The 21,865-nt window shown below is 66.5% G+C and carries 18 protein-coding genes; 5 read left to right on the forward strand and 13 right to left on the reverse strand.

Going from position 1 to position 21,865, the window contains the following annotated elements:
• Positions 1–104: 104 nt before the first annotated feature.
• The 4 genes from sufD to M0R89_RS12510 all read right to left on the reverse strand — a co-directional run bounded on the left by sufD (position 105) and on the right by M0R89_RS12510 (position 6,548).
• The gene (gene sufD, locus M0R89_RS12495; protein ID WP_248649418.1) at positions 105–1,319 is read right to left on the reverse strand and encodes a Fe-S cluster assembly protein SufD; all 1,215 of its coding nucleotides are present in this window, start codon (positions 1,317–1,319) and stop codon (positions 105–107) included.
• Complete coding sequence (gene sufB, locus M0R89_RS12500) at positions 1,316–2,746, reverse strand: Fe-S cluster assembly protein SufB (RefSeq protein ID WP_248649419.1); 1,431 nt, start codon at positions 2,744–2,746, stop codon at positions 1,316–1,318. Before sufB ends, sufD begins: the two co-directional genes overlap by 4 nt.
• A gap of 9 nt (positions 2,747–2,755) precedes the next feature.
• Positions 2,756–3,664: an ABC transporter ATP-binding protein gene (locus M0R89_RS12505; RefSeq protein WP_248649420.1), complete on the reverse strand. Its 909-nt coding sequence runs from the start codon at positions 3,662–3,664 to the stop codon at positions 2,756–2,758.
• 151 nt (positions 3,665–3,815) lie between these two features.
• Entirely contained in the window at positions 3,816–6,548 is a 2,733-nt protein-coding gene (locus M0R89_RS12510) for a DNA-directed DNA polymerase (RefSeq protein ID WP_248649421.1), read from the reverse strand.
• Positions 6,549–6,662: 114 nt separating this feature from the next.
• Here M0R89_RS12510 and M0R89_RS12515 point away from each other — a divergent pair, with 114 nt between their 5' ends.
• The 3 genes from M0R89_RS12515 to M0R89_RS12525 all read left to right on the forward strand — a co-directional run bounded on the left by M0R89_RS12515 (position 6,663) and on the right by M0R89_RS12525 (position 7,882).
• Positions 6,663–6,848 (forward strand): DUF7331 family protein, encoded by a 186-nt coding sequence (locus tag M0R89_RS12515; protein WP_248649422.1) that lies wholly within the window; start codon positions 6,663–6,665, stop codon positions 6,846–6,848.
• Positions 6,849–6,996: 148 nt separating this feature from the next.
• Complete coding sequence (locus M0R89_RS12520; RefSeq protein ID WP_248649423.1) at positions 6,997–7,431, forward strand: DUF7322 domain-containing protein; 435 nt, start codon at positions 6,997–6,999, stop codon at positions 7,429–7,431.
• A 25-nt stretch (positions 7,432–7,456) separates the two neighbouring features.
• Positions 7,457–7,882 carry a DUF7346 family protein gene (locus M0R89_RS12525; protein WP_248649424.1) on the forward strand — a complete coding sequence of 142 codons (426 nt, stop codon included), beginning with the start codon at positions 7,457–7,459 and terminating at the stop codon, positions 7,880–7,882.
• A 58-nt stretch (positions 7,883–7,940) separates the two neighbouring features.
• On the opposite strand, the gene rad50 is transcribed toward M0R89_RS12525, so the two are convergent.
• Positions 7,941–10,607 (reverse strand): DNA double-strand break repair ATPase Rad50, encoded by a 2,667-nt coding sequence (gene rad50 / locus M0R89_RS12530; RefSeq protein ID WP_248649425.1) that lies wholly within the window; start codon positions 10,605–10,607, stop codon positions 7,941–7,943.
• The gene (gene mre11, locus M0R89_RS12535) at positions 10,604–12,025 is read right to left on the reverse strand and encodes a DNA double-strand break repair protein Mre11 (protein WP_248649426.1); all 1,422 of its coding nucleotides are present in this window, start codon (positions 12,023–12,025) and stop codon (positions 10,604–10,606) included. Before mre11 ends, rad50 begins: the two co-directional genes overlap by 4 nt.
• 513 nt (positions 12,026–12,538) lie before the next feature.
• On the opposite strand from mre11, the gene M0R89_RS12540 reads away from it, so the two are divergent.
• The gene (locus tag M0R89_RS12540) at positions 12,539–12,859 is read left to right on the forward strand and encodes an antibiotic biosynthesis monooxygenase family protein (RefSeq protein ID WP_248649427.1); all 321 of its coding nucleotides are present in this window, start codon (positions 12,539–12,541) and stop codon (positions 12,857–12,859) included.
• Between the two features lie 195 nt (positions 12,860–13,054).
• On the opposite strand, the gene fen is transcribed toward M0R89_RS12540, so the two are convergent.
• The gene (gene fen, locus M0R89_RS12545) at positions 13,055–14,038 is read right to left on the reverse strand and encodes a flap endonuclease-1 (RefSeq protein ID WP_248649428.1); all 984 of its coding nucleotides are present in this window, start codon (positions 14,036–14,038) and stop codon (positions 13,055–13,057) included.
• A gap of 134 nt (positions 14,039–14,172) precedes the next feature.
• On the opposite strand from fen, the gene M0R89_RS12550 reads away from it, so the two are divergent.
• Positions 14,173–14,814, forward strand: a complete 642-nt coding sequence (locus M0R89_RS12550; protein WP_248649429.1) for an SdpI family protein — start codon at positions 14,173–14,175, stop codon at positions 14,812–14,814.
• A gap of 67 nt (positions 14,815–14,881) precedes the next feature.
• Here the strand turns inward: M0R89_RS12550 and M0R89_RS12555 are convergent, their stop codons facing one another.
• The 6 genes from M0R89_RS12555 to M0R89_RS12580 all read right to left on the reverse strand — a co-directional run bounded on the left by M0R89_RS12555 (position 14,882) and on the right by M0R89_RS12580 (position 21,825).
• Positions 14,882–15,217 (reverse strand): HalOD1 output domain-containing protein, encoded by a 336-nt coding sequence (locus tag M0R89_RS12555; RefSeq protein ID WP_248649430.1) that lies wholly within the window; start codon positions 15,215–15,217, stop codon positions 14,882–14,884.
• Between the two features lie 74 nt (positions 15,218–15,291).
• Complete coding sequence (locus tag M0R89_RS12560; RefSeq protein WP_248649431.1) at positions 15,292–15,960, reverse strand: helix-turn-helix domain-containing protein; 669 nt, start codon at positions 15,958–15,960, stop codon at positions 15,292–15,294.
• Positions 15,961–16,070: 110 nt separating this feature from the next.
• Positions 16,071–16,487: a DUF3054 domain-containing protein gene (locus M0R89_RS12565; RefSeq protein ID WP_248649432.1), complete on the reverse strand. Its 417-nt coding sequence runs from the start codon at positions 16,485–16,487 to the stop codon at positions 16,071–16,073.
• A gap of 78 nt (positions 16,488–16,565) precedes the next feature.
• A complete protein-coding gene (locus M0R89_RS12570) occupies positions 16,566–17,144 on the reverse strand; it encodes a class I SAM-dependent methyltransferase (RefSeq protein WP_248649433.1) in 579 nt (192 codons plus the stop codon).
• 47 nt (positions 17,145–17,191) lie between these two features.
• Complete coding sequence (locus M0R89_RS12575) at positions 17,192–18,490, reverse strand: chemotaxis protein CheC (protein ID WP_248649434.1); 1,299 nt, start codon at positions 18,488–18,490, stop codon at positions 17,192–17,194.
• Positions 18,487–21,825: an ATP-binding protein gene (locus tag M0R89_RS12580; RefSeq protein WP_248649435.1), complete on the reverse strand. Its 3,339-nt coding sequence runs from the start codon at positions 21,823–21,825 to the stop codon at positions 18,487–18,489. The genes M0R89_RS12575 and M0R89_RS12580 overlap by 4 nt, the downstream gene beginning before the upstream one ends.
• Positions 21,826–21,865: the final 40 nt, after the last annotated feature.

Consider the following 21,865-nt stretch of genomic DNA (forward strand, 5'->3'; position numbering starts at 1 on the left):
CACATTTGGTCCGGAAACCTACTCGTGCGGTGGCGTCGGACCGAATCACCGAACGTCGGAAAACGCAGAAACGGAGAGAGACCGTAGAAACCGGAACCGAGCGGCTACTCGTGGAGTCGTTCCCGCACGCGGGTTTCGAGGTCTCCGCGAAGCTCCTCGACCTCGACTTCCTCGAGCACCGGGACGAAGAAGCCTTCGACCAGCATGTTGCGGGCCGACTCGTCGTCGAGTCCGCGGGAGGTCATGTAGAACATGTCCTCCTCGTCGATCTGGCCGACGGTGGCCGAGTGGCTCGCCTCGGTGTCGTGGTTGTTGATGATGAGTTTCGGCGACGCGTCGGCCTCGCTCTCGTCGCTCAGCATCAGGGTGTTCTCGCGCTGGTAGGAGTTGGTGTCCCACGCGTCACGGCCGACGTCTTGGACGCCCTCGTAGACCGAGCGCGCGTCGTCGTCGAGCACGCCGCGAGTCACGAGGTCCGCGGTCGTGTGGGCCGTGTTGTGCCAGACTCGGGCCGCGATGTCGAAGTGCTGGTCGTCGTGACCGAAGAACGCGCCGACCGTCTTGGTCTCGGACCCCTCGCCGTCGAGGTTCGTCTCGACGGAGGACTTCGTGAGGCGCGAACCGATGTTGCCCTCGACCCAGTTGACCGTGGCGTAGTCGTCGGCCTCGCCGCGCTTGAGCGTGTAGTTGTACGTCTCCTCGTCGAGGTCCTGTAGCGACCCGTACTGGACGTGGCTGTTCTCGCCCGCGGCGACCTCCACGATGCCGCTGTAGTAGCGGTCGCCGTCGACGTCTTCGCCGGTGTCCTGTCGCTCCAGAATCGTCACCGAACTCGACTGCTCGGTGACGACCAGCGTGTAGTTGAACAGCGACTGGGAGTGCTGGGTCGTCCGGATGGTCACGTCTTCGGCGTCGACGTTCTTCGGGACGTAGACCAGCGTGCCGGTGCTGAACAGCGCCGTCGAGAGCGCCGTGAGGTAGTTCTCCTCGGGGTCGATGACCGACCCGAAGTGTTCCTTCAGGAGGTCCTCGCGCTCGGAGACGGCCTCCGAGAGCGGCAGGACCTCGGCGTCCTCGGGACCGACTTGGTCCTTCTCCTCGGCGGCGTTCAGCGGGTCGACGAAGCTCTCGTAGTCGAGCGCGTCGAGGTTGGTCCAGTCGCGGCCCGGCGTCCGAATCACGTCGGGCATCTCCAACTCCTCGAGCGCCGCGAGGGCGTCGAGGCGAGTTTCGAGGAGCCAATCGGGTTCCCCGAGTTCGTCGGAAATCTCGCGGACCGTCTCCTCCGAGATGGTCTCGTGTACCTGCGTCGCAGTCATCCGAGACTCCCCTCCATTTCGAGTTCGATGAGTCGGTTGAGTTCGACGGCGTACTCGATGGGCAGTTCCTCCGTAATCGGCTCGATGAAGCCGGAGACGATCATCTGCTTGGCGTCGTCGTCGTCCAGTCCGCGCGACTGGAGGTAGAAGACGTCTTCGTCCCCGATTTTACCGACGGTCGCCTCGTGGGCCACGTCGACCTTCGACTCGTCGATTTCCATGTACGGCATCGTGTCCGACGTACTCTCGTTGTCGAACATCAGCGCGTCACACTCCACCGACGTCGAGGAGTGTTCGGCACCCTCCGAGATGTGGACGAGACCGCGGTAGTTGGTGCGGCCGCCGTCTTTGCTGATGGACTTCGACTCGATGGTCGACTTTGTGTGGGGCGCGTTGTGGTAGACCTTCGCGCCGGTGTCGATGTTCTGGCCTTCGCCCGCGAACGCGATGGTGATGTTGTTCGCGCTCGCGCCGCGACCCTTCAGGATGGTGCAGGGGTAGAGCATGGTGGCCTTCGACCCCATGCTGCCCGATACCCACTCCATGCGGCCGCCCTTCTCGACGATAGCGCGCTTGGTGTTGAGGTTGAACGTGTTCTTCGACCAGTTCTGCACGGTCGAGTACTGAACGTGGGCGTCCTCGCCGACGAACACCTCGACGCCACCGGAGTGGAGGTTGTGACTGCCGTACTTGGGCGCACTGCAGCCTTCGATGTAGTGAACCTCCGAACCCTTCTCGGCGATGATGAGGGTGTGCTCGAACTGGCCCATGCCTTCCGAGTTCATGCGGAAGTAAGCCTGCACCGGCATCTCGACGGTCACGTCCTCGGGCACGTAGACGAAGCTCCCGCCACTCCAGACTGCGCCGTGGAGAGCGGCGAACTTGTTGTCGCTCGGGGGCACGCAGGAGGTCATGAAGTGTTCCTTCACGAGGTCCTCGTGTTCGCGGACGGCCTCGTCCATGTTGCAGAACACGACGCCCTTCTCCTCCCACTGCTCCTGCATGTTCTGGTAGACGACTTCGGACTCGTATTGGGCACCCACGCCCGACAGCGCCTTTCGCTCGGCTTCCGGAATGCCGAGTTTCTCGAAGGTGTCCTGAATGTCTTCCGGCAGGTCGTCCCAGCTATCGGCGCCCTCGCGCTTATCCACGTCGGGTCGGATGTAGGGGACGATTTCCTCGACGTCGAGTTCCGTGAGGTCCGGTTGGCCGGGCCAGTCGGTCGGCATCGGCATGTTCTGCCAGTGTTCGAGCGCCCGGAGGCGCCGGTCGAGCATCCACTCGGGTTCGTCCTTGTCCTCGCTGATGAGGCGGACGACCTCCTCGGTCAGTCCCTTGTCCGAGCGGACCGCCGCGCTCTCCTCTTTCTTGAACGCGAAACGTTCCTCGGTGTTGGTCTCTTTCAGTTGGTCTTGTTCCGAACTCATGCTATCACCTTACGCAGCCTCGTAGACTTCTTCTCGGACCCAGTCGTACCCCTTGTCTTCCAGCTTCTCGGCGAGTTCCGCGCCGCCGCTCATGGCGATTTCGCCGTCGAGCATGACGTGAACGTGGTCGGGCTCGACGTAGTCGAGAATCCGCTGGTAGTGGGTGATCTGGAGGATACCGGTTCCCTGCTCGTCGCGCAGGGCGTTGATGCCGTTCGATACGTCCTGCAGGCGGTCGATGTCGAGACCGGAGTCGATCTCGTCGAGGACCGCGATGGACGGTTCGAGGATGGCGGCCTGAAGCACTTCGTTTTGCTTCTTCTCGCCGCCGGAGAAGCCCGCGTTGAGGTAGCGCTGGGCGAACTTCTCGTCCATGTCGAGCAGTTCCATCTTCTCGGAGAGTATCTGCTGGAACTCCGCGACGTCGACCTCGCCCTCGTCGGCGGGGCCTTCCATGGGGCTGGTGTCGTAGCCCGCGTCCTCCTCGTCGGCCTCGGCTTCCTCCTCGTCTTCGTCCTCGAAGAGTTCCTCGCGCTCGTCGAGTTTGGCGTTGAGCGCCTGTCGGAGGAAGTTGACCATCGTGACGCCCTCGATTTCGGCCGGATACTGGAAGCCGAGGAAGACGCCGAGCGCCGCGCGCTCGTTCGGTTCGAGGTCGAGCAAGTTCCACGAGAGTTTGTCCTCGGGAATCTCCTCGCCGTACTCCTCGTCGTCGAGGGTGAGGATGACCTCGCCCTCGGTGACTTCGTAGGCCGGGTGTCCGGCGATTACTTTCGCTGTGGTGGACTTGCCGCTCCCGTTCGGTCCCATCAGCGCGTGAATTTCTCCCGAGTTGACTTGGAGGTCGACGCCGTCGAGAATCTTCTCGTCGGCTTCGACGACCTCTGCGTGTAGATTTTTGAGTTCGAGCGTTGCCATTGTTAGGTTCACCTAAGTCGTTCGGAGAAAGGGTTGTGCGACCCATAATGCTTTCGCATTCACACGTAAATGGTTTCGCGCCGCCGAAAAATATCTTTCCGGAATGGGAAAAGCTATCACGTGAGAGGACGAGTCGCGTCGGAGTCGCGACTCAGACGAAACTGCCGAGTCCGGTCTGCTCCTGCCCGGATTTCACCTCGTCCCACGAGATGTCGAGGGCCTCGAGGACGCGTTCGATGGGTCCTTGGAGGGTCTTGTCGAGCATCTTGTCCCAATCGACCTCGAACTCGTCGGGCACTTGGTCGGCGAACTCGAAGCAGACCACGTCGGGGTCCTTCTTGAATTCCCTGTAGAGGCGGTCTTCCTTCGAGTTTCCGCTCGGGTCGAAGCCTTGTTCGCTCTCCATCCGCTGCCAGAAGTCCGGATGCACGCCCTCCAAGTAGAGTCGCTTGGGTTTGCTCCCCCGTTGGAAGTTCGTCCCGAGCATCAGGTTGGCGTACTTCGCGCCCCGGACCTGCGCGGTGTCGGTGTCGTAGGCGTCGAGTCGCTTGCCGATGCCGCCGGGGATGCCGACGTCGTCCAGATTCACGTTGCCGCTCTGGTAGTCCTCGATGACGCCGTGGACGTACTCCTTCACGTCGTCGAGGTCCTCGCCGTGGACGATCATGTCGATGACGCGCTTCTGGACCTCCTTCGTGATGGGCGCGATGTCCGACCGCTTGTACTCGAAGCCCGTGATGTCGATGTCGTCGACGTCCTTGCCCTCCTTCCAGACGATGTGGCCCGCGTAGCGTTTCTTCGTGCCCGCTTGGAAGAACCGCCGATAGAGCTTCTCGAACTCGATTTGGAAGCGGTGTTCCTCGGCGTCGAGGTTCTCGCGCGCGAAGTCGTCGTACGACTCGTTGATTCGCTCTTCGAGTTCGAAGGAGTTCTCTATCGCCTCCTCTTTCTCGACGTCGCGGCCGATTTCCAGCATCACCGAGTCGGTGTCGCCGTAGATGACCTCGTAGTCGAAGTCGTTGACCGTCTCCTCGGTGTAGTTGATGACCTCGCGTCCGGTCGCCGTGACCGCCGCGGCGTTGTCCTTGTCGTACAGGCGGAACCGGTCCCACCCCGAGACGCCGTACAGCGAGTTCATGACCACCTTGACGGAGGCCTGCTGGTTGTCGTAGCGCTCGTAGGCCTCGGTTCCGGGGTCGTGCTGGTCGCGCAGTTGCTTCTTCTCCTCGCGTTCGGCCAGCAACTCCTCTATCATCTCCCGCATCATCCCGGCGGGTTCCTTCCGGAAGTGCTGGCCCGTCGGCGTGCGGTAGGTCTCGCCGTCGAACTCGTCGGGGTCGACCTTGGTCTCGGGCGAGGCGTTGACCGTCCACATGCACATCGGGTACAGCGACTTCAGGTCCAGCACCGAGACGTTCTCGCGGACGCCCGTGATGGGTTCGAAGACGGCACCGCCCTCGAACTCCTCGCCGGACTCGACGGTCCCCTTGGACGGGAGCGCGAACTCCCCGTGGGCCTTGTGGAGGACGTACATGTCGACGGCGTCGCCGGCCGTCGGCGCGTCCTCTAGCTTGCACCCGACGAACGACGCGACCTCCTCGAAGAACGCGACGATGTCCTGCTTGCGGTCGAGTTCCACGCAGAGTTCGACGTCCCGAAGGTTGTACTCCAGCAGGCGCTCGGGGTCGTCCTCCCAGAGGTCGCCGATGTCGCCGCTGTAGCGCTCCTTGCCGACGCCGAGTTCGACCTCGCCGACCGCGTCGAGTCGGTAGGATTCGAGTTCTGTCCGCTGGTTGCTCTTGTACGCCCGCAGCAGGTCGAAGACGACTCGGCCCTTGACGTCGGGGCCGTTCCAGTCCGAGCGCCAGACCTCGTTCACCCGTGAGAGTCGGTCGATGTCGAGGTCGTAGTCGTGGTTGGGACTCTGGAGTCGCTCCATCCGGTCGAGGAGGTACGGCGCGTCGAAGTCGGCGAAGTTCCACCCCGTGAGGATGTCGGGGTTCGTCTCCTCGACGTAGTCGACGAACGCCTCCAGCATCGCCTCCTCCTCCTCGAACACTCGAACGTCGGCCTCGAAGTCGTCCTCGATGGGGTCGTACTCCGCCAGGGCCGCGGGACCGTCGACGCCGGCCGGCGACTGGTAGAGCCAGTTGACGTACTCGTCGCGGTAGGAGTCGTGGGAGGTGAGACAGATGATGGTCTCCTCGCCGTCCTCGGGGAACCCCTGCCTGTCGTCGACTTCGATGTCGAAGGTGTTCACCCGCGGCGTGACGTTCGCGTCGACGGGTTCGATCTCCTCGTGGGAGATGCGGATGTTCCCGTCGTCAGCGCGGCGCTCGGGCACCCTGACGCCGCTCTTGATGTCCTTGTCGATGAGCAGGCGGTTCGGGAACAGGATGTCCGCCTCGTAGTGGTCGAACTCGTCGCGGACCTGTCCGACGTCTCGGGGCGTTCGCCCGATTATCTTGACGAGGCGATTGCCACGGATGGACTCGAACGGGTCGCCGTTCTCGTCGGTCTCGTGGTAGGTGAGTAGCCCGTCGTACTGCGCTATCCGCGCGTCGTCGACGTTCTCGGCCGGCGCGTAGAAGTACGGCTCGAAATCGTAGACTTCGACGTGTTCTAGCTGCTGGTCGTCCGTGCGCCCGAACACGTGGACGACCGGTTCCTTGTCGTCGCCCGACCCTTCGACGGTGTAATCGACCTGCACGACGGAGAGTTCGACCTCGCCGTCGGCGTCGGGAAGCCAGTCGTCGTCGCCGACGACCGAGGCGGCGGGTTGGTGGTCGCTACCGGCGACCGCGCGGGCCTCCGCCTCGACGTCGCGGTCGTCGCCGCCGCCGTCGGAGAAGTCGGTAAGTGTCGTAGACCCCGAATCGCTCATGTGAATCGACTTTGGCGCATTCGGCTAAAAACCCTCCCTTCTGCGACCCCGACGAGGTGTCTAAGGGAAAGCTATATAATGTGTTAACACTTACCACGGGACGAGGTGACGCCTATGTCCGACCACGTCAACCCTGGCGACGAGCTGGACCGTGCGGAAGCGGCGCTTCCCGAGGCCGCGGAGACGGAAGCACCCATCGAGGCCTACGAGACGGAGGACGGCGTCGTATTCTATGACGCGGACAATCCGTTGGCGTGGTTGAAGGCGGGACGACCGCTCACGCTCGAAGAGCAGATCTGACGACCGGCGACCGACCGTCGCCGACTTCTCCGACTCCCCGACGGCCGCGTTCGGCGACCGGGAAGCCGGTATCCAACGACCGGGACGACCGCTTCGACGACCGACGAGGACGAAGCGTTTTTCCTCGTTCCCTTTCGACTTTCGAACAGTGGCTCCCGACGATTCGACGCCGGACGACAGCGAGGACCCGGTAGCCGAACTGCTCCCCGAGGACCCGCCGCAGGCCGAGGCCGACCTGCTCCCGGACGACCCGGCCGAGAACCTCGGACCCGACCCGCCGCGAGTCCCCGACACGTCGAGCAACGACGCCGACCCGGAGGTCAAACGGAAGTTCTGGTCGCTGGTCATCGTCTTCAACGTCGCGCTGTTCGGTATGAGCCTCGGCCTGATGCTCGCCGGGTTCGAGGGGCGCTGGCGAGTCGGCGGCGCGATGTTCGCCGTGGGCGCGTTCGCGTTCCTCCGCGGTTGGCACGGCTACCGGAACGTCCGAGACGAATCTGACGACGACGGAGGAGACGACTCCGGCGACGCCGACGACTCCGACGCGTCCGTCGCCGACGATGCGGAACTCCAGAAGGACTAACCGCGCGCCGGACCTACGGACGGTCATGCGAACCGTCCGGGACGAGTCGGGAGACCTACTCTTGTTACTCGCGGAGTCGAGCGACGCCTGCAGGGTCCGGGACCCCGAGACCGGCGAGGAGAGCTACCGCGACGGCGACGACCTCGAACTCGTCTCCGGGGAGTCGCCGCTGACCGCGGCGGCCCGCGCGGTTCCGGAACCCGCCCGCGCTGTCCTGACCGCGACGCCCGACGAGCGCGCGCTCGGCCTGCTGGTGGACCTCGCCCGGCGTGGTCCCCACTCGGTCAGACACCTGCTCTCGGCGACCGACCTCTGCGAGAGCGACCTGCTCGGTCTGCTCACGGAGTTCCGCGCCGCCGGTCTGGTCGAGGAGACCGACGTAATGGGCGAGCGCGGTTACGCGACCACCGACCGGGCGGACGAGGGACTCGCACTGCTGACCGGCGAGTAACCAATCTCTACCGACCGCAGAGAAACATTTTCGTTGCTAAAAGGAACCTATATCAACGTCAGTCGGCCGCTTTCAGCACCGCTTCGCGGCGCTCGACCGTCGAGCGGTTCGACACCGAGTCCTTCTCGACCCACACCACGTCGTCGGCCGCCGCGACGAGTTCGTCGTCGTGGCTCACCACGACTATCTGCTCGACGCCCAACTCGCGCATCGACGCGACGAGTTCGGCGAGTTGCGAGACGTGGCCCGAATCGAGGAAGACCGTCGGTTCGTCCAGAATCAGCGGCGGCATCGGCGCGGTTCCCTCGATGCCCTCCGAGAGCAACCGGTAGATGGCACACCGCAGGCTCAGGTTGAACAGCGCGCGCTCGCCGCCCGATAGCTGTTCGGGGTCGAGCGTCTCGCCGTCCTTCTGGTAGACCGTGAGTTCGTACTCGCCGTCGAGTTCGATGCGCGCGTACGAGTCGTTCTGGTAGACGAGGTCGAACACCTCGTTGAGCATCTCCTCCAACTGCTCGACGTTGCGCTGGCGGAGTTCGGCCCGGAGGTCGCCGTACATCTCCTGCAGTTCGGCGGCCTCGTCGCGCAGCGACTCCAGCGACTCGACGCGCTCGGCGAGGTCGTCGCGCCGGTCGCGCAGGCGTTCCAACTCCTCGATTTCGCTCTCGACGCCGCCGATGGCGCTCTGGAGGTCGTCGCGCTTCTCCCGAAGCGTCTCCAACTTCACCTCGACCTTCTCCAAGTAGTCCTCGGCCTCTCGCTTGTCTTCGCGGGCGGTCTCGACCTTCTGCTCGTCGTAGCTCTCCCGGAGGTCGCTCCGGCGCTCGCGCTTGTCGGCGAGTCGGTCCCTGCGCAGGTCGTTCTGGTCTTCGAGGCTCGCGCGCTTCTCGCGGTGGCGCTCGATGTCGTCCTCGGCGTCCGCGATGTCCTCGCGGACCGACCGAATCTCCTCCAGACGCTCCTGCTGTTCGGCGACTGCCTCGCGCTCGGCCTCCAACTCCTCGACGCGGGCCTCGCGGTCGGCGGCCTTCTCGCGGAGGGCCTCGGCGTCCTCGCGCTTGTCGGCGGCGTCGGCTTCGAGTTCGTCGGCCGCCTCGCGGAGTTCGGCGGCCTCCTCGCGCTTCTCGGCGACCGACGACTCCTTGTTCTCGACCAACTGCTCGACGTTCCGGCGGTTCTCGCGCTTGCTCTCGACGGCCTGTTCCGCGTCGCGGAGTCGCTGGGCGGTCTCGATGTCGCTCTCGACCGCCTCCCGCCGCTCCCGAACGTCGCTCAACTCGGCGTCGAGTTCGTCGGCGCGCTCGCGGTCGGCGTCCAGCGAATCGACGTGGGGTGAGTCCTCGACGGGTTGGCCGCACTCGGGACACTTGCCCTCCTCGAGGAGTTCCTCGGCCTCCTCGATGCTGTCGCGGAGGCTGGTGAGTTCGGCGGTCAGTTCCTGTTCGCGCTCCCGGAGGTCGGTCAGTTCCTCGCGCCGATTTTCGAGGTACGACTCGGCCTCGCCGAACTCGACGGGCGCGTCCTCGAACGCCGCCTTCTCGGCCTCGACCTGCTCGCCGAGGGCCTCTAGTTTCTCGCGGTAGGATTCGAGGTCGGCCTCGGCGTCGTCGGCCTCGGCGTCGAGTTCGTCGGCGCGCTCGCGCTTCTCGCTCGCGCGCTCTCGGAGTTCTTCGACCCGCTGGCTCAGGTTCTCGGTCTGCGTGTCGAACCGCTGTGCCTGCGTCTGTGCGTCGCTCAGTTCGGACTGCAACTCGTCGTCCTCGGCGTCGAGTTCGTCGAGTCGGGCCGCGATGGCCTCGTCGTCCGCCGCGTCGAGGTCGGTGTCGGCCAGCAGGTCGGCGACCGTCGATTCGAGGTCCTCGACGCGCTCGCGGAGTTCCCGGACGCGCTCGCCGTGTTCGGTCCGCTCTCGTTCGGTCTGGCTGATTTCGGACTCCAACTCCTCGATGTCCTCGTCCAGCGACTCCAGTTCGTCGCGCTTCTCCTCGTACGTGTCGAGTATCTCGACCGCCCGCTCGCGGGTCTCTCTGGCGGTCTCCTCGTTGTCCTCGAACCGCTCGATTTCGCTCTGGGTCTCCTTGAGGTCGGACTTGTGGTCGTTCAGACGCGCGTGGAGGTCCTTCTCCTCCTTCTGCTCTATCTGGCTCTCCAACTCCGAGAGACTGCCCCGCTTGTCGTCCAGCACCGACTTGACTCCGAGTCGGGCGTCGCTGGCCCGCTCGCGGTACTCCTCCAACTTCCCGAGTTGGAGCAGGTCGTCTATCATGTCTTGGCGCTGGCCCGGCGAGGCGTTGATGAGTTTGTTGACCTCGCCCTGCCGGACGTACGCGCAGTTGACGAACGCCTCCGAGTCCATACGAAAGAGGCTCGTCACTTCCCGGCGCACGTCTCGCGCTCCCTCTATCGTGTCCTCGGGCGTTTCGAGGACGCACTCGGCGGTGGTCGCGCGCTCGCCGGTCGCCCGGATGCGCCGACGGACGTGGTAGGCGCCCCCGTCGTGAGTGAACCAGAGTTCGATGATTGCCTCCTCCTCGCCGATGGTCACCACGTCGTCGAGCGTGCGGTCGAGCGCGTTCGCGCCGTAGAGCGCGAAGAAACAGGCCTCCAGCAGCGACGACTTGCCGCTCCCGTTCAGGCCGTGGATGACGGTCACGCCCCGGTCGAGTTCGAGGTCGGCGTCGGCGTAGCACTTGAAGTTCCGGAGACGCACGCGGTCGAACTTCACAGGTACTCCTCCAGCGTTCCGTCGGCGTCGGTCTCTCCCGAGGGGGAGTCACCGGCCGCACTCGCGGTCCCCTCTTCGGTTTCGGCGTTCGCTGCGGCCTCGGCGTCGGCGTTCGCTGCGGCCTCGGCGTCGGCGTCCGCTGCGGCCTCGGCGACCGCTTCTACGGCCTCCGGGTCGTCCGGGTCGGGCGCTTTCTCCGCGTCGGTGGCGTTGTCGGCGTCTGCGGCCGACTCGCCGACCTCGCTCTCGCCAGCGGGGGCGTCGTCGCTTCCACCCTCCGACGAACCGTCGTCGTCCGGCGCGGACTCGAAGGCGTCGAGGTCGCCGTCGGCCACGAGTTCGCTCACGCGATTCTGGACCGACTCGCGGACGTTCGAGTCGGCGACCTTGCTCGCGCGGACGGTCTCGTCGATGCCGCGGGCGGCCTCGCTCAGGCCGAGGTCGCGGACTCGCTCGCGCACCGCGTCGTCGGGGTCGGCGAACGACACGTCGAGGTCGCCCTCGTCTTCGTCGACCTCCCGGCGGTCCTTGACGCGGGCGACCAGCGCCCCGGCGTCGAGCGCGAACTCCTCGACGCGGGCGGGCGTCACGTCCTCGCCCTCGCCGTCGATTTCAACCACGACGACGGCATCGTCGAGGTCCCGCTCTCGGAGTTTCTCGCGGACTCGCTCGACGCCCTCGCCCTCGGCGAGGTCCGCCTCGACGAACTCGAAGTCCCGCGTCGCGTCGAGGCCCCGGCGGGCGATGGTCGTCTCGCCGTCGAACGCCACGATGTTGTAGCCCCGGTCCTCGCGCTCGTCGGTGCTACAGCGTTCGGTCGACCCGCAGTACGTGACCCACGTGTCGGCGACCTCCTTCTTGCCGGGCTTGTGGTTGTCGCCCAGCAGCATCGCGTCGAAGTCCACGTTCGCCTCGGTCAGCACCTCCTCGGCGTCCCAGTCGCCGAGGTCGAAGGGCTGGAACAGGCCGTGGCTCACCAGCGCGGCGTGTGGTTGGTCGTGGTCGGCGAACTGGTAGTCGAGGTCGTCGCGCTTGGACTTGGGCACGTGGTCGAGTCCGTAGAAGGCCGTCTGGCCGACGATTTCGGGGTCGTCGCCGAGTCGGGTGGCCAGCCCCAGCATCTCGAAGAGGTCGAGCCACTGGCGGCCACGCGTCCCCTCGTGGTTGCCGACGACGGCGAGAAACGGGATGTCGGCGTCCCGAAGGCGGCGCAGGACCGAGATGGTCCCGTGGAGGGCGTTCAGGTCGGGGCGACGGTCGTGGAACAGGTCGCCCGCGTGAACTACGGCGTCTACGTCCTCCTCGATGGCGTCCGTTACGACCTGCTCGAAGGCCCGGAGGAAGTCCTCCCGGCGCTCGGGGGAGTGGTACTGTCGGTACCCGAGGTGGGTGTCCCCCGTGTGTATCACCCGTGTCATTGGGTCGTGGTTGGCGTCCGGGGCCTAAAGGCGTTCCGTGACGGTCTACCGCTCCCCGCGGTCGGTTCCGACCGGGACTGCTCGGCGTCGGTCATGCCCCCGACTGCTTCGCTCTGCGGTATAAACTTTGTCCGGCGGCGAGCGCGATTTTCGGCCTCAGCGAGACCCTCACTTCACGACCCGGTGCGTGCGGGCGTCGTCGCCAAGCGTCTCGGTCTCAGCGGCGCCGACGGCGACGGTCGCGAATCGATTCCTGTTGGACTGGTCGTCGTTTCGTGCCATCGGTAACACACCGTAAGACCCACTCGGGAGGTCGTACACCCCCGATACGGCCGGGTTGTTCGTAGGAGTATTCTTTCCAGCGATGGATAGCTATGGAGTTTCAGGCGAGATTCAGGCGAGACTGGCCAGCGACAAAAACCGGATTGGCGCAGGTCAGCGAGTGGTCTGTAGCGAAACCCTCTGTCTCCGGAGGAGAAGCGTTTTATTCGCGCCAGCGAGTGAACCGTAACGATGTATCTCGTCACGTTCCGCCTCGACCCGGCGGAGTACGACGCGGAGTTCCACGAGTTGAACGACGCGATTCAAGCGGCCGCCGAGGACACGGAGGGGTATCTGGGTAAGCGGACGTGGCACGCCCCGGAGAGCGAGGAGGTACTCGTCGTGTACTACTGGGAGTCGTTGGACGCGCTCGAGTCGTTCGGAGCAGATTCTGACCACGAGCGGGCGAAACAGCGGTGGACGGAGTGGTACGATGCGTACGAAGTCACCGTTACAGAAGTCGTCGAGGCGTACGGGAGCGGATTCGGTGACGACGCAGACCCGCCCGCGTAGGATGTCACGGCCTCGTTCGATTGGTGAAATCCGCAAGCGGTGTAATAGACTCCCTTTCTCCACTTACCGTGGTTTCAGACGTAGTTCGAGGTAAGGAATTGTGCTACTATCTACTGCTGAGTTCTCGCCAGAGTCCGGCGAGAGTGCGCCCGGAATCTCGAAGCGGTCACCGACCGGGACGGAGTAAAAGCGCCGCTACGTCCACTTGTCGAGACCGGTCTGCACGACCGACTCCTCGATTCGCTCGAAGCCCCGTTCCACCTCGTCCTCTGCAACACCCCACTCAGACACGACGTACTCGCGGGCCGCCTCCATGTCCGGGTCCATCTCGGCGTCGAACTCGTAGTCGTCCGAGACGGTCGGGTTCAGGAACAGTTCCCGAATCACGTCCACGTCCTTCTCGATGCTCTCGCCGCGGGCCTCCAGCACGCCCCAGATGTCGCCGTACTCCTTGACCTCCTTCAGAGCCGTCTTCGGACCGACGCCCGAGACGCCCTCGTTGAAGTCCGTGCCACAGAGGATGCCGATGTCCACCAACTGCTCCCACGTCACGTCGTGTTTCTCCAGCGTAGCCTCGAAGTCCATCAGTTCGGGGTCGCCCTTGCTGGTCAACTGGCGGAGCGTGAACGGCGCACCGAGCAGGAGCGAATCGTAGTCCTCGGTTCCGCAGTAATCGACCGCACCCGTGCGGGCCATGTGCGCGGCTTGGGCCTCTCCCTCTGCGGGGGCCTCGATGTAGGGCACGTCGAGGCGGTCGAACAGTTCGCGGGTCGTGCGCTGAATCGTGTCGGTCAGTCGCTGGGTGTGTGCGTCGAGTCGGGCGACTTCGACCGCGTCGCCCTCCTCGCGGGCCTCCTCCAACTTCTCCTCACGCTTCTGGCGCTCCTCGCGGCGCTGTTCGATTTCGGCCGACTTGTGGTCGGTGACCGCGCCGTCGAAGACGAACACCGGCGTGAGGTCGTTCTCGAAGAACTTCGGAAGCCCCTGCACGACGCCGACGAGGTTGGCGACTTCGGTGCCGTCGTCGGTGGTGTACACCTCGTCGCGCGTCCACTTGACCGTCGTCGTGAGGTACTTGTAGAGCCAGTTGTGGGCGTCCACCGCGACGACGCTCCCGTCGAGTTCGTCGAAGGGGACCGCCGAGAGGACCGCCAGTTGGCGCATGTCCGTGTTTCCCATCGTTGGTCGAGGTAGGGAGCGCGAGGGTTTGAAAGCTACTACTGCTCGGCTTCGCGCCCGAAAGTCTATCGCTCCGTTTCACGCCCTGCAGTTCCGACCGGAGTTTTATATCCGAAAGCGGACAAGAGTCGAGTATGTCCCTCCGACGAAGCTACCTCGCCGGTGCCTTCCTCGTGGCGCTCTCGGCCGCGATGAGCGCACTGGCCTACCCCGAGATGCCGGCCGAGATGGCGACCCACTGGAACGGGGCGGGCGAAATCGACGGCCGAACGCCCAAGCTAGTCGCGCTCGCGCTGTTCCCGGCGCTGTCGGCCGGGATGCTCGCGCTGTTTGCCGCTCTCCCGCGTGTCGATCCTCTCGGCGAGAACGTCGCGCAGTTCCGCGAGCAGTACGACACCTTCGTCGTCCTCCTGCTCGCCTTCCTGACTTACGTCCACGGACTCGTCCTCGCGGCCAACGCGGGCTACGAGTTCGCCGTGATGCAGGCGCTCGCGCCCGCCATCGGCGGACTGTACTACTACGTCGGCGTCCTCTCGGCCCACGCCGAGCGCAACTGGTTCGTCGGCATCCGGACTCCGTGGACAATCTCGAACGACGAAGTCTGGCGACAGACCCACGAGCGCGCCGCCCCGCTGTTCAAAGTCGCGGGCGTCGTGGCCGCGCTCGGCGCATTGGTTCCGGCCTACGCCGAACTCCTCGTCGCGGCCCCGGTGTTCGCGGTGGCGCTCTACAGCACGGTCTACTCCTACGTCGCGTACCGACGCGTCGGCGCGTAGCGCCGACGGGGAGACTCCGCCCGGAACCGGGTCTCGGTCGGCCGTCCCCTCGCCGCTCGACCGAACGCTACGGCGGTGACTCCTCGGTCACCAGCACGGCGTCGGTACCGGCGACCGTCACCGTACATCCGGCGTAGGGAAACGTCACACGAACCTCGGTGGCGGCCGAGGAGAGGCGGGCGAGCGCCTCGGGGTCGACCACGTCGTGAAGCGGCCGAACCCGCTCGCGTCCGGCGGTCGCACCCGGTTTACGGGAACTCGGCAGGAGGCGAGTGTCGGTGGCCGCTTCGACGGCGTGAAGCACCGATTCGATGACGGTTTCGTCCTCGTCGGGGTTGTACTCGTAGGTGGGAGAGTCCTCGCCGGTCGACCGGCCGGTGTCGGGGGTGGCTTCGTCAGGCATGTCCGCGGAAGTTGTCGCGGGACGGCATTGGCGCTTGGTATTAATTATGGAATCCGTTTAATAGTCCGTCGGACTCATTCGGCCGCGTCGTCCGACGAGTCGTGCTGGGCGATGGTGCTCCCGAGGACGTTCCGAATCCCCCGACGGAGGCGATTCGCGAACGCCGGCCGCGAGATGCCGACTCGGGACGCGAGCGTCTCGAGGTCGGTCTCGCGCGGGTCGTCGTAGTACCCTTCCTCGAAGGCGAGGAGCAACGCCTCGTGCTGGTTGGTCGTGAGATTGTACTCGTCGCCAACCTGCATCTCCGCCAGCGATTTCAGCCGTGTCAGCGTCACGTTGATGCCGTGGTCGGTGCAGTACTGCTGGAACGTCGAAATCTGGTCCGTGTCCGCGGCGCGGAACTCGAACGTCCAGTTCCCCTGCACGCCGAACGCCGACAGCAGCGTCAGACCGCTCTCCAAGATGGCTGTCAGGACGCCTTCGACGTCAGGATTCCACTCGGCGCGAAACAGACCCTCGTCGTCGAGGTCGTCCATGAGCGTCACCGACAGGAACGAGGGCTCGTCCGCGAGAATCTCTCGGACGTCGTCGGCGTCGCCGTCGCGAACCCAGAAGTACGGCAGGATGTGGTCGTCGGTGGGAACGACGCGTTCGAGTTCGATAGCCGCCTCCGGAAGGCGCTCGAAGACGCGGCCGAGAGCGAAGTCGTTGGCCGGGATAGTGAACTCCGCGATGGTCGCCATGCTGGTACGAGTCGATTCGCAGGCGGATAAGATTCACCCGTATTCTCAGAACACCGTCAACACCGAACCCGTTCGCCGTGAAATCTTCCGACCATCTCACCGCGCGAACGTCACCAGAGGTACGCCGCGAACGCTCGCCACGCCGAGAAGCAGACGATTCCGACGACGGTCACGACGAGGATGAACGTCACCGGCGAGTCGCCGTGGAAGAATCCGGTCGAGCGGAGCGTCAGTCCGATGGCCGCCGCGGGAACCCACGCCGAGACGGCGCGCAGGACAGCGGTGCCGACCGTGCGCGTCGCGTCGGGTGCGTACGCCCCCGCGACCAGCGAGGCGACGACCCATCCGACGAGAAACGGGGCGATCGTCCCCGCGACGTGTCCCGGCATCGAGACGGGGTCGACCCCGTGGTTGAGCGACCCGGCCGTGAGAAACCCCGCGAGTACCAACAGGTCGCCGAGCGCGAGTCCCGCGGTGGCGCGCGAGCGGTCGAACCGCGAGCCCAGAAGTCCTTCGGCGTTGCTCATGCCGACGCCTTCGGACCGGCAGGTAATGTTTCCCTCGGTGTTCGCCCGCCGACACCGCTCTCCGGACGTCCGACCGGTCTACTCGCCGCGCCTGCCGACGACGGTGTACTCGAACCCTCCCGACCGGTATCTGGCGTCGAGGCCCGCGTCGGCGACGATTCGGCCGAGGTCGTCGGGCGCGAAAAAGGTCGATTCGAAGCCGTAGAGGTGTTCGCCGGCCTCGGTGAGTCGGCCGACCAGCGTCGTCGGGTCGATTTCGCGGACGACGAGGACGCCGCCGGGACGGAGGACGCGGGCGGCCGCTCCGACCGCGCTCTCGGGGTCGCCGAAGTGGTGGAGCGCGTCGACCACGAGGACGGCGTCGACGCTCTCGTCCGCGAACGGCAGGCGGGCGGCGTCGGCCCGGACGGCCTCGAAGCCGTTCCGACGGGCCTGCCGGGTCATCCCCGCCGCGGCGTCGGCGACGATACGCTCGCGCGCGCCGAGCGCCGACGCGCCGCGTCCGGTGCCGCCGCCGACGTCGAGGACGCGCTCGATTTCGCGGTCGGCGAAGGCCAGCGCGTCCCGGAACTCCTCGGCGTCGGGCGTCGGCGCGAACCAGTCGTAGAAGCGGGCCGTGCGGTCGAACGTGGCGGTGTCGCCGAGCGCGCTGCTCATACCCGAGGTGACGTGGTCGAGCGGGAAAAACCGAAGGGGCGTGCCGCTCAGAGCGATTCCCAGTAGTCGAGGTCCATCTCCTCGTTCGAGAGGTCGGTGTCGGCCTCGGGTCGGGCGTCGGCGACGCGGCCCATGTCGAACGCGCCGAGCGCTTCGCGCAGGTCCTCCTCGTCGGGAATCACGTAGATGTCGAGGTCGACCTCCGTGTCGACGGCCTCGATGCGCGTGTCGAAGACGAAGGCGAACTCCTGCGATTCGCCGAGACCGACCACGAGCGGGTCCACGACCGCCGCGCCCATGTCGTGGGCGTAGGCCGGCGTCGAGTGGTCGATGGTCGTGTCCAGCAGGTTCGCCCACCCGTCGAGCATCCCGCTGGCCATCACGTTCGAGAGCTCCTGAATCGCGTCGCGCTCGAACTCGCCGAGGCCCGCCGCGGTCTCGGTCTCGGCGCTCCGACTGACCAGTTTCCGGGCCGACTCCTCGCTGAACAGGAACAGGAGGTAGCCGCTGGGCATCCCGGCGAAACTGAACGCGACGCCTATCATGCGCTCGGTCGAGACCTCGCTCGGAATCGCGTCGAGCGAGATGAAGTTGATGCGCCGGATGTCCACGTCCATCTCGATGTCGGTCATCTGGGTCAGGTTGCTCGCCACCTGCGTCGCGCCCCGTTGGGCGATGCGGTCGAACCCGACCAGTTTCTCGAACTCGATTGCCCGCTCCTCGGTCCGCGCTCGGAAGAGGCGCTGGACCGTCTCGGTGTCGGGCACGAGGTAGTGGCGGAACGTCAACTCCTCGCCGACGGCTTCGAGGTTGTTCCGGAACAGGACCGCGAGGTCGTCGTCCGCGCTCTTCCCCTCGTCGCCTCCCGACGCTCCCGTCTCGCCGCCGAGCGCCAGCGTCTCGTCGTCCAGAAACTCGTCGGGGTGGTCGGCCGCGACGTACGTCGGGGCCGACACGTCGATGTTGGTGTCCAGCACGTTCGCCCACCCGTCCACGAACCCGTTGTTCATGATTTGGGCGATTTCGGTCACGGTGCTGTCCTGTAGCGTCCCGTCCTCGACTGTCGGGATGTCCTCGACGACGGCCGACGCGATGGTCGCCGCGCTCTCCCGGTCGAACAGCAGGAGCGAGGTCCCGCCGAACCCGTCCGAGAGGCCCACCCGGATGCCGACCCACCCGGTGTCGGTCAGGTCGCGGGCGATGGAGGCGTCCCGCGTGAAGTTGAGGTGGGTGACGTTGACCCGGGCCGGGATGTCGGTCATCGAACTCAGTCGATTCGCCGCGAGTCCGGCCCCTTCGCGGGCCATCTCGTAGAACGTCCCGAGGGTGTCCACGTCGAGTTTCATAGGCTTGCCACGTCCAGTACGTTCACCGCTTCGCCGTCGCCGAGCGTCGTCGCGCCGCTGACGCCGGGCACGTCCCTGAGCAGGTCGCCGTAGGGCCGGACCACGACCTCTTGGGAGGCGACCACGCGGTCACACCGGAGCGCGAGTCGCCCGGTCTCGCTCCGAATCCAGACGATTTGTGGGTCCGGGGCCTCGGAGTCGGTCGCCTCGGCGCTCTCGCCGTCGCCTTCGGACAGGTCGAGCGCAGTCCCCAACCGCCGGAACGGGTAGGCATCGTCGGCCTCCACGCCCTCGGGGAGTCCGCCAACGAGGTCGAGATCCGACCGGCGCACCACCTCCCGGCCGCCGACCTCCTCGACCGGCGGCGCGGCGGTAATCTGCTCGACCGAGGCCATGGGAATCCCGAACGTCCGGCCCTCGGCCTCCACGAACAGGACCTCGGTGAGCGCGATGGACACCGGAACCCGGAGTCGGACCGTCGTCCCGTAGCCGGGTTCGCTGTCCACCGAGACCGACCCGTTGAGGTCCGCGACCGTCCGGTTGACCACGTCCATCCCGACGCCGCGGCCGCTCACGTCGGTCACTTCCTCGGCCGTCGTGAAGCCGGGTTCGAAGAGCAGGTCGCGGACCTCGTCGTCCGAGAGTCGGTCTGCCTCGGCGGCCGTCACGACGCCGTTCTCGACGGCCTGCTCGCGGACCGCCTCGGGGTCCACGCCCCGACCGTCGTCCGTGAGTTCCACGACCACCTCGTCGCCGACGCGCTCGGCCGAGATTTCGACCGTGCCCGCCCGCGGTTTCCCGGCCGCCTCTCGCTCGTCGGGCGACTCGATGCCGTGGTCGACCGCGTTTCGCGCGAGGTGGACCAGCGGGTCGCGGAGTCGGTCCACGATGGAGCGGTCGAGTTCCACGTCGGCGTCCGCGACTTCCAACTCGACCTCCTTGCCCTGCGAGCGCGCCACGTCCCGGACCGTCCGCGGAATCGTCTCGATAGCGGTCTCCAGCGGCATGAGTCGCACGTCCATCACGGTCCGGCGGTACTTCGTCAGCACCCGGAGCAGGTTCGAGACCTCCTCGCGGATGGCGTCGTCGGTCTCCGGACTCACCGCCTCGTCCAGTCGGAGGTGGGTCAGCGACAGTTCCTCGGCGACGTTCAGGAGTTCGTCGGCGGTCTCCACGTCCACGGTCATCGCCTGCAGGCGGTCGAACTCGTCGGCGTCGTCGCGCCGGTCGGCCCGGTCGCCGGTCGGGAATCGGTCGGCGTCGAGTCGGCTCTCCTCGATGGTCGCCACCGCGGACCGGAACACCGCGCCCTCGTCGGCCTCGTCGTCGCCCGGCCCCTCGCCGAGCAAGTCGCCGAAGCGCGACTCGAACTCCGCCATCTCGTCGTCCACCGACACGTCCATCTCGGTCTCGGCCGCGTCGTCGGTCGCGGCGGGGTCGGCGCCGATGTCGGCGTCGAAGTCTGTCGAGAGGTCCACGCCGAGGTCGGTCTCGGGCACGGAGTCGGCCTCCGGCATCGAATCGGCGTCCGGAAGCGAGTCGGCGTCTGGCATCGAGTCCGAGTCGGGAAGTGAATCGGCGTCGGGGAGGGAACCGGCGTCCGGCAGCGAGTCCGCACCAGCGACCGAATCGCTGTCCGGCACCGAATCGCTGTCCGGCACCGAATCGCTGTCCGGCACCGAATCCGCGTCCGGCACGTCCTCGCGCTCCGAATCGGTCTCAGCCGCTTCCGCGTGGTCGCTCTGCTCGACTGAGGTCTCGCTCGGCCCGTCCGCCGACGGAGCGTCGGCGTCTGCCGCTGGCGCGGCGGACGCCTCGCTCGATTCGGTCTCCGGCGCGACGGACTCGTCGGATGACGCGGGTTCGGCATCGCCCTGCGCGGATTCGTCTTCCGAGTCGTTACCGAAGACGAAGGTGTTGGTCGCGTCGGCTTCGTCGGCCCGTCCGTCGGAGTCTCGTTCCGGCGTTTCGGCCGCTCCTGTGGCCGGTTGGTCGTCCGGAATCGAATCGCCGGCGTCGCTCTCGGCAACGTCGTCCGCATCGTCCGAAACCGAGTCGCCCGCGTCGCCGGCCTCGTCCGAATCGCCGACCTCGCCCGAACCGAGGTCCGCGTCGCCGAGTCCGAGCGGGTCGCCGATTTCCTCCGATGCGCCGGCGTCCGGCGCTTCGCCGGCGGACCGTTCGGCGTCAGCGGTCGATTCGGCGTCCGGCGCGGAATCGACGCCGCGCTCCGCGTCCGCCGCGTCGTCGCCGACACCGAGGAGGTCCGGCGGCAGGTCCACTCCGTCGGCGTCGCTCGGTGAGTCGCTTTCTGTCGTCGCGTCGGTCTCTGCCGGCAAGCCGTCCTCCGCCAGCGAGTCCTCGGTCGTCGACTCGTCGGCGTCCGGCGCTGGTACGCCGGACGCTTCGCCGGAGTTCTGGGATCCCCCGCCGGAGGGTTCGTCGGGGTCGAGTTCGACCAGTTCCTCGATGGTGTAGTTGTCCTCGTCGTCGAACTCGCCGAACTCCACCGCGTCGATGTCCTCCTGAAGCGCGTCGATGTCCGCGTCGTCTTCGACTTCGGCCTTGGTCTGCTCGAAGAACGTCGCGGGTTCGTCGGGGGTCTCGGCCGCCTTCGGCTTCCCGCCTGACCGCCCGGTCTCGGCGTCGTCGGCGCCTTCTGCCGTCTCGGCTATCTCGTCCGTCTCGGCCGTGTCGGCCGTTTCGCCCGCCTCGCCCGCCTCGTCGGACGCGTCGCCGTCCAGCATGCCCCAGCCGTCGAGTTCCTCGCCGCCCTCGGAGCCGTCCATCCCGTCGAGGAGGGCGTCGAGGTCGTCGAACTCGGTGGTCTCTTCGAGCGCTTCGACCACGTCGTCGCTCAGGTCGTCGTCCGCGGGGTCCCACTCGTCGTCCGGCGCGCCGGTCGTCTCGGCCGCGATTCCGCCGGTCGTCCCCGACGGTGAGTCGCCCGCCGTCTCGGCGCGCGCCTCGTCCAGCGTCGCCCGGAGCGCGGCCTGCGTGGCCTCGGCGTCGCCCTTCACCGGACCGCCGACCGCGGCGGCCCGGACCGTCGCCTCCAGCAGGTCCACGGTGTCGAGGGCGGCGTCGACCAGCGCGGGCGTCGGTGCGACCTCGTCGGCCCGAACCGCGTCCAGCACGTCCTCGATGGCGTGGGCGAGGTCGCCCGCGTCGTCGAGTCCGCGGGTGCGACACGACCCCTTGAGCGAGTGGGCGACCCGGAAGAGTTCGGCGACCGCGACGCTCTCGCCGTCGCGTTCGACCGCGAGCAGACCGTCGTTGAGCGCTCGAATCTGGGACTTGGCCTCCCGAAAGAAGGCGTCGTCAGTCGGGGCCATACCGGCACCTCCGCGAGGTTCCGCGCCGGAGGCGTCGGCC

This window comes from Halorussus limi, from assembly GCF_023238205.1.
GTDB lineage: Archaea > Halobacteriota > Halobacteria > Halobacteriales > Haladaptataceae > Halorussus > Halorussus limi.

Coding starts and splice junctions, on each gene's coding strand:
- sufD (WP_248649418.1), bottom strand. CDS start 1,319: ATGACTGCGACGCAGGTACACGAGACCATCTCGGAGGAGACGGTCCGC.
- sufB (WP_248649419.1), bottom strand. CDS start 2,746: ATGAGTTCGGAACAAGACCAACTGAAAGAGACCAACACCGAGGAACGT.
- M0R89_RS12505 (WP_248649420.1), bottom strand. CDS start 3,664: ATGGCAACGCTCGAACTCAAAAATCTACACGCAGAGGTCGTCGAAGCC.
- M0R89_RS12510 (WP_248649421.1), bottom strand. CDS start 6,548: ATGAGCGATTCGGGGTCTACGACACTTACCGACTTCTCCGACGGCGGC.
- M0R89_RS12515 (WP_248649422.1), top strand. CDS start 6,663: ATGTCCGACCACGTCAACCCTGGCGACGAGCTGGACCGTGCGGAAGCG.
- M0R89_RS12525 (WP_248649424.1), top strand. CDS start 7,457: ATGCGAACCGTCCGGGACGAGTCGGGAGACCTACTCTTGTTACTCGCG.
- mre11 (WP_248649426.1), bottom strand. CDS start 12,025: ATGACACGGGTGATACACACGGGGGACACCCACCTCGGGTACCGACAG.
- M0R89_RS12540 (WP_248649427.1), top strand. CDS start 12,539: ATGTATCTCGTCACGTTCCGCCTCGACCCGGCGGAGTACGACGCGGAG.
- fen (WP_248649428.1), bottom strand. CDS start 14,038: ATGGGAAACACGGACATGCGCCAACTGGCGGTCCTCTCGGCGGTCCCC.
- M0R89_RS12550 (WP_248649429.1), top strand. CDS start 14,173: ATGTCCCTCCGACGAAGCTACCTCGCCGGTGCCTTCCTCGTGGCGCTC.
- M0R89_RS12555 (WP_248649430.1), bottom strand. CDS start 15,217: ATGCCTGACGAAGCCACCCCCGACACCGGCCGGTCGACCGGCGAGGAC.
- M0R89_RS12560 (WP_248649431.1), bottom strand. CDS start 15,960: ATGGCGACCATCGCGGAGTTCACTATCCCGGCCAACGACTTCGCTCTC.
- M0R89_RS12565 (WP_248649432.1), bottom strand. CDS start 16,487: ATGAGCAACGCCGAAGGACTTCTGGGCTCGCGGTTCGACCGCTCGCGC.
- M0R89_RS12570 (WP_248649433.1), bottom strand. CDS start 17,144: ATGAGCAGCGCGCTCGGCGACACCGCCACGTTCGACCGCACGGCCCGC.
- M0R89_RS12575 (WP_248649434.1), bottom strand. CDS start 18,490: ATGAAACTCGACGTGGACACCCTCGGGACGTTCTACGAGATGGCCCGC.
- M0R89_RS12580 (WP_248649435.1), bottom strand. CDS start 21,825: ATGGCCCCGACTGACGACGCCTTCTTTCGGGAGGCCAAGTCCCAGATT.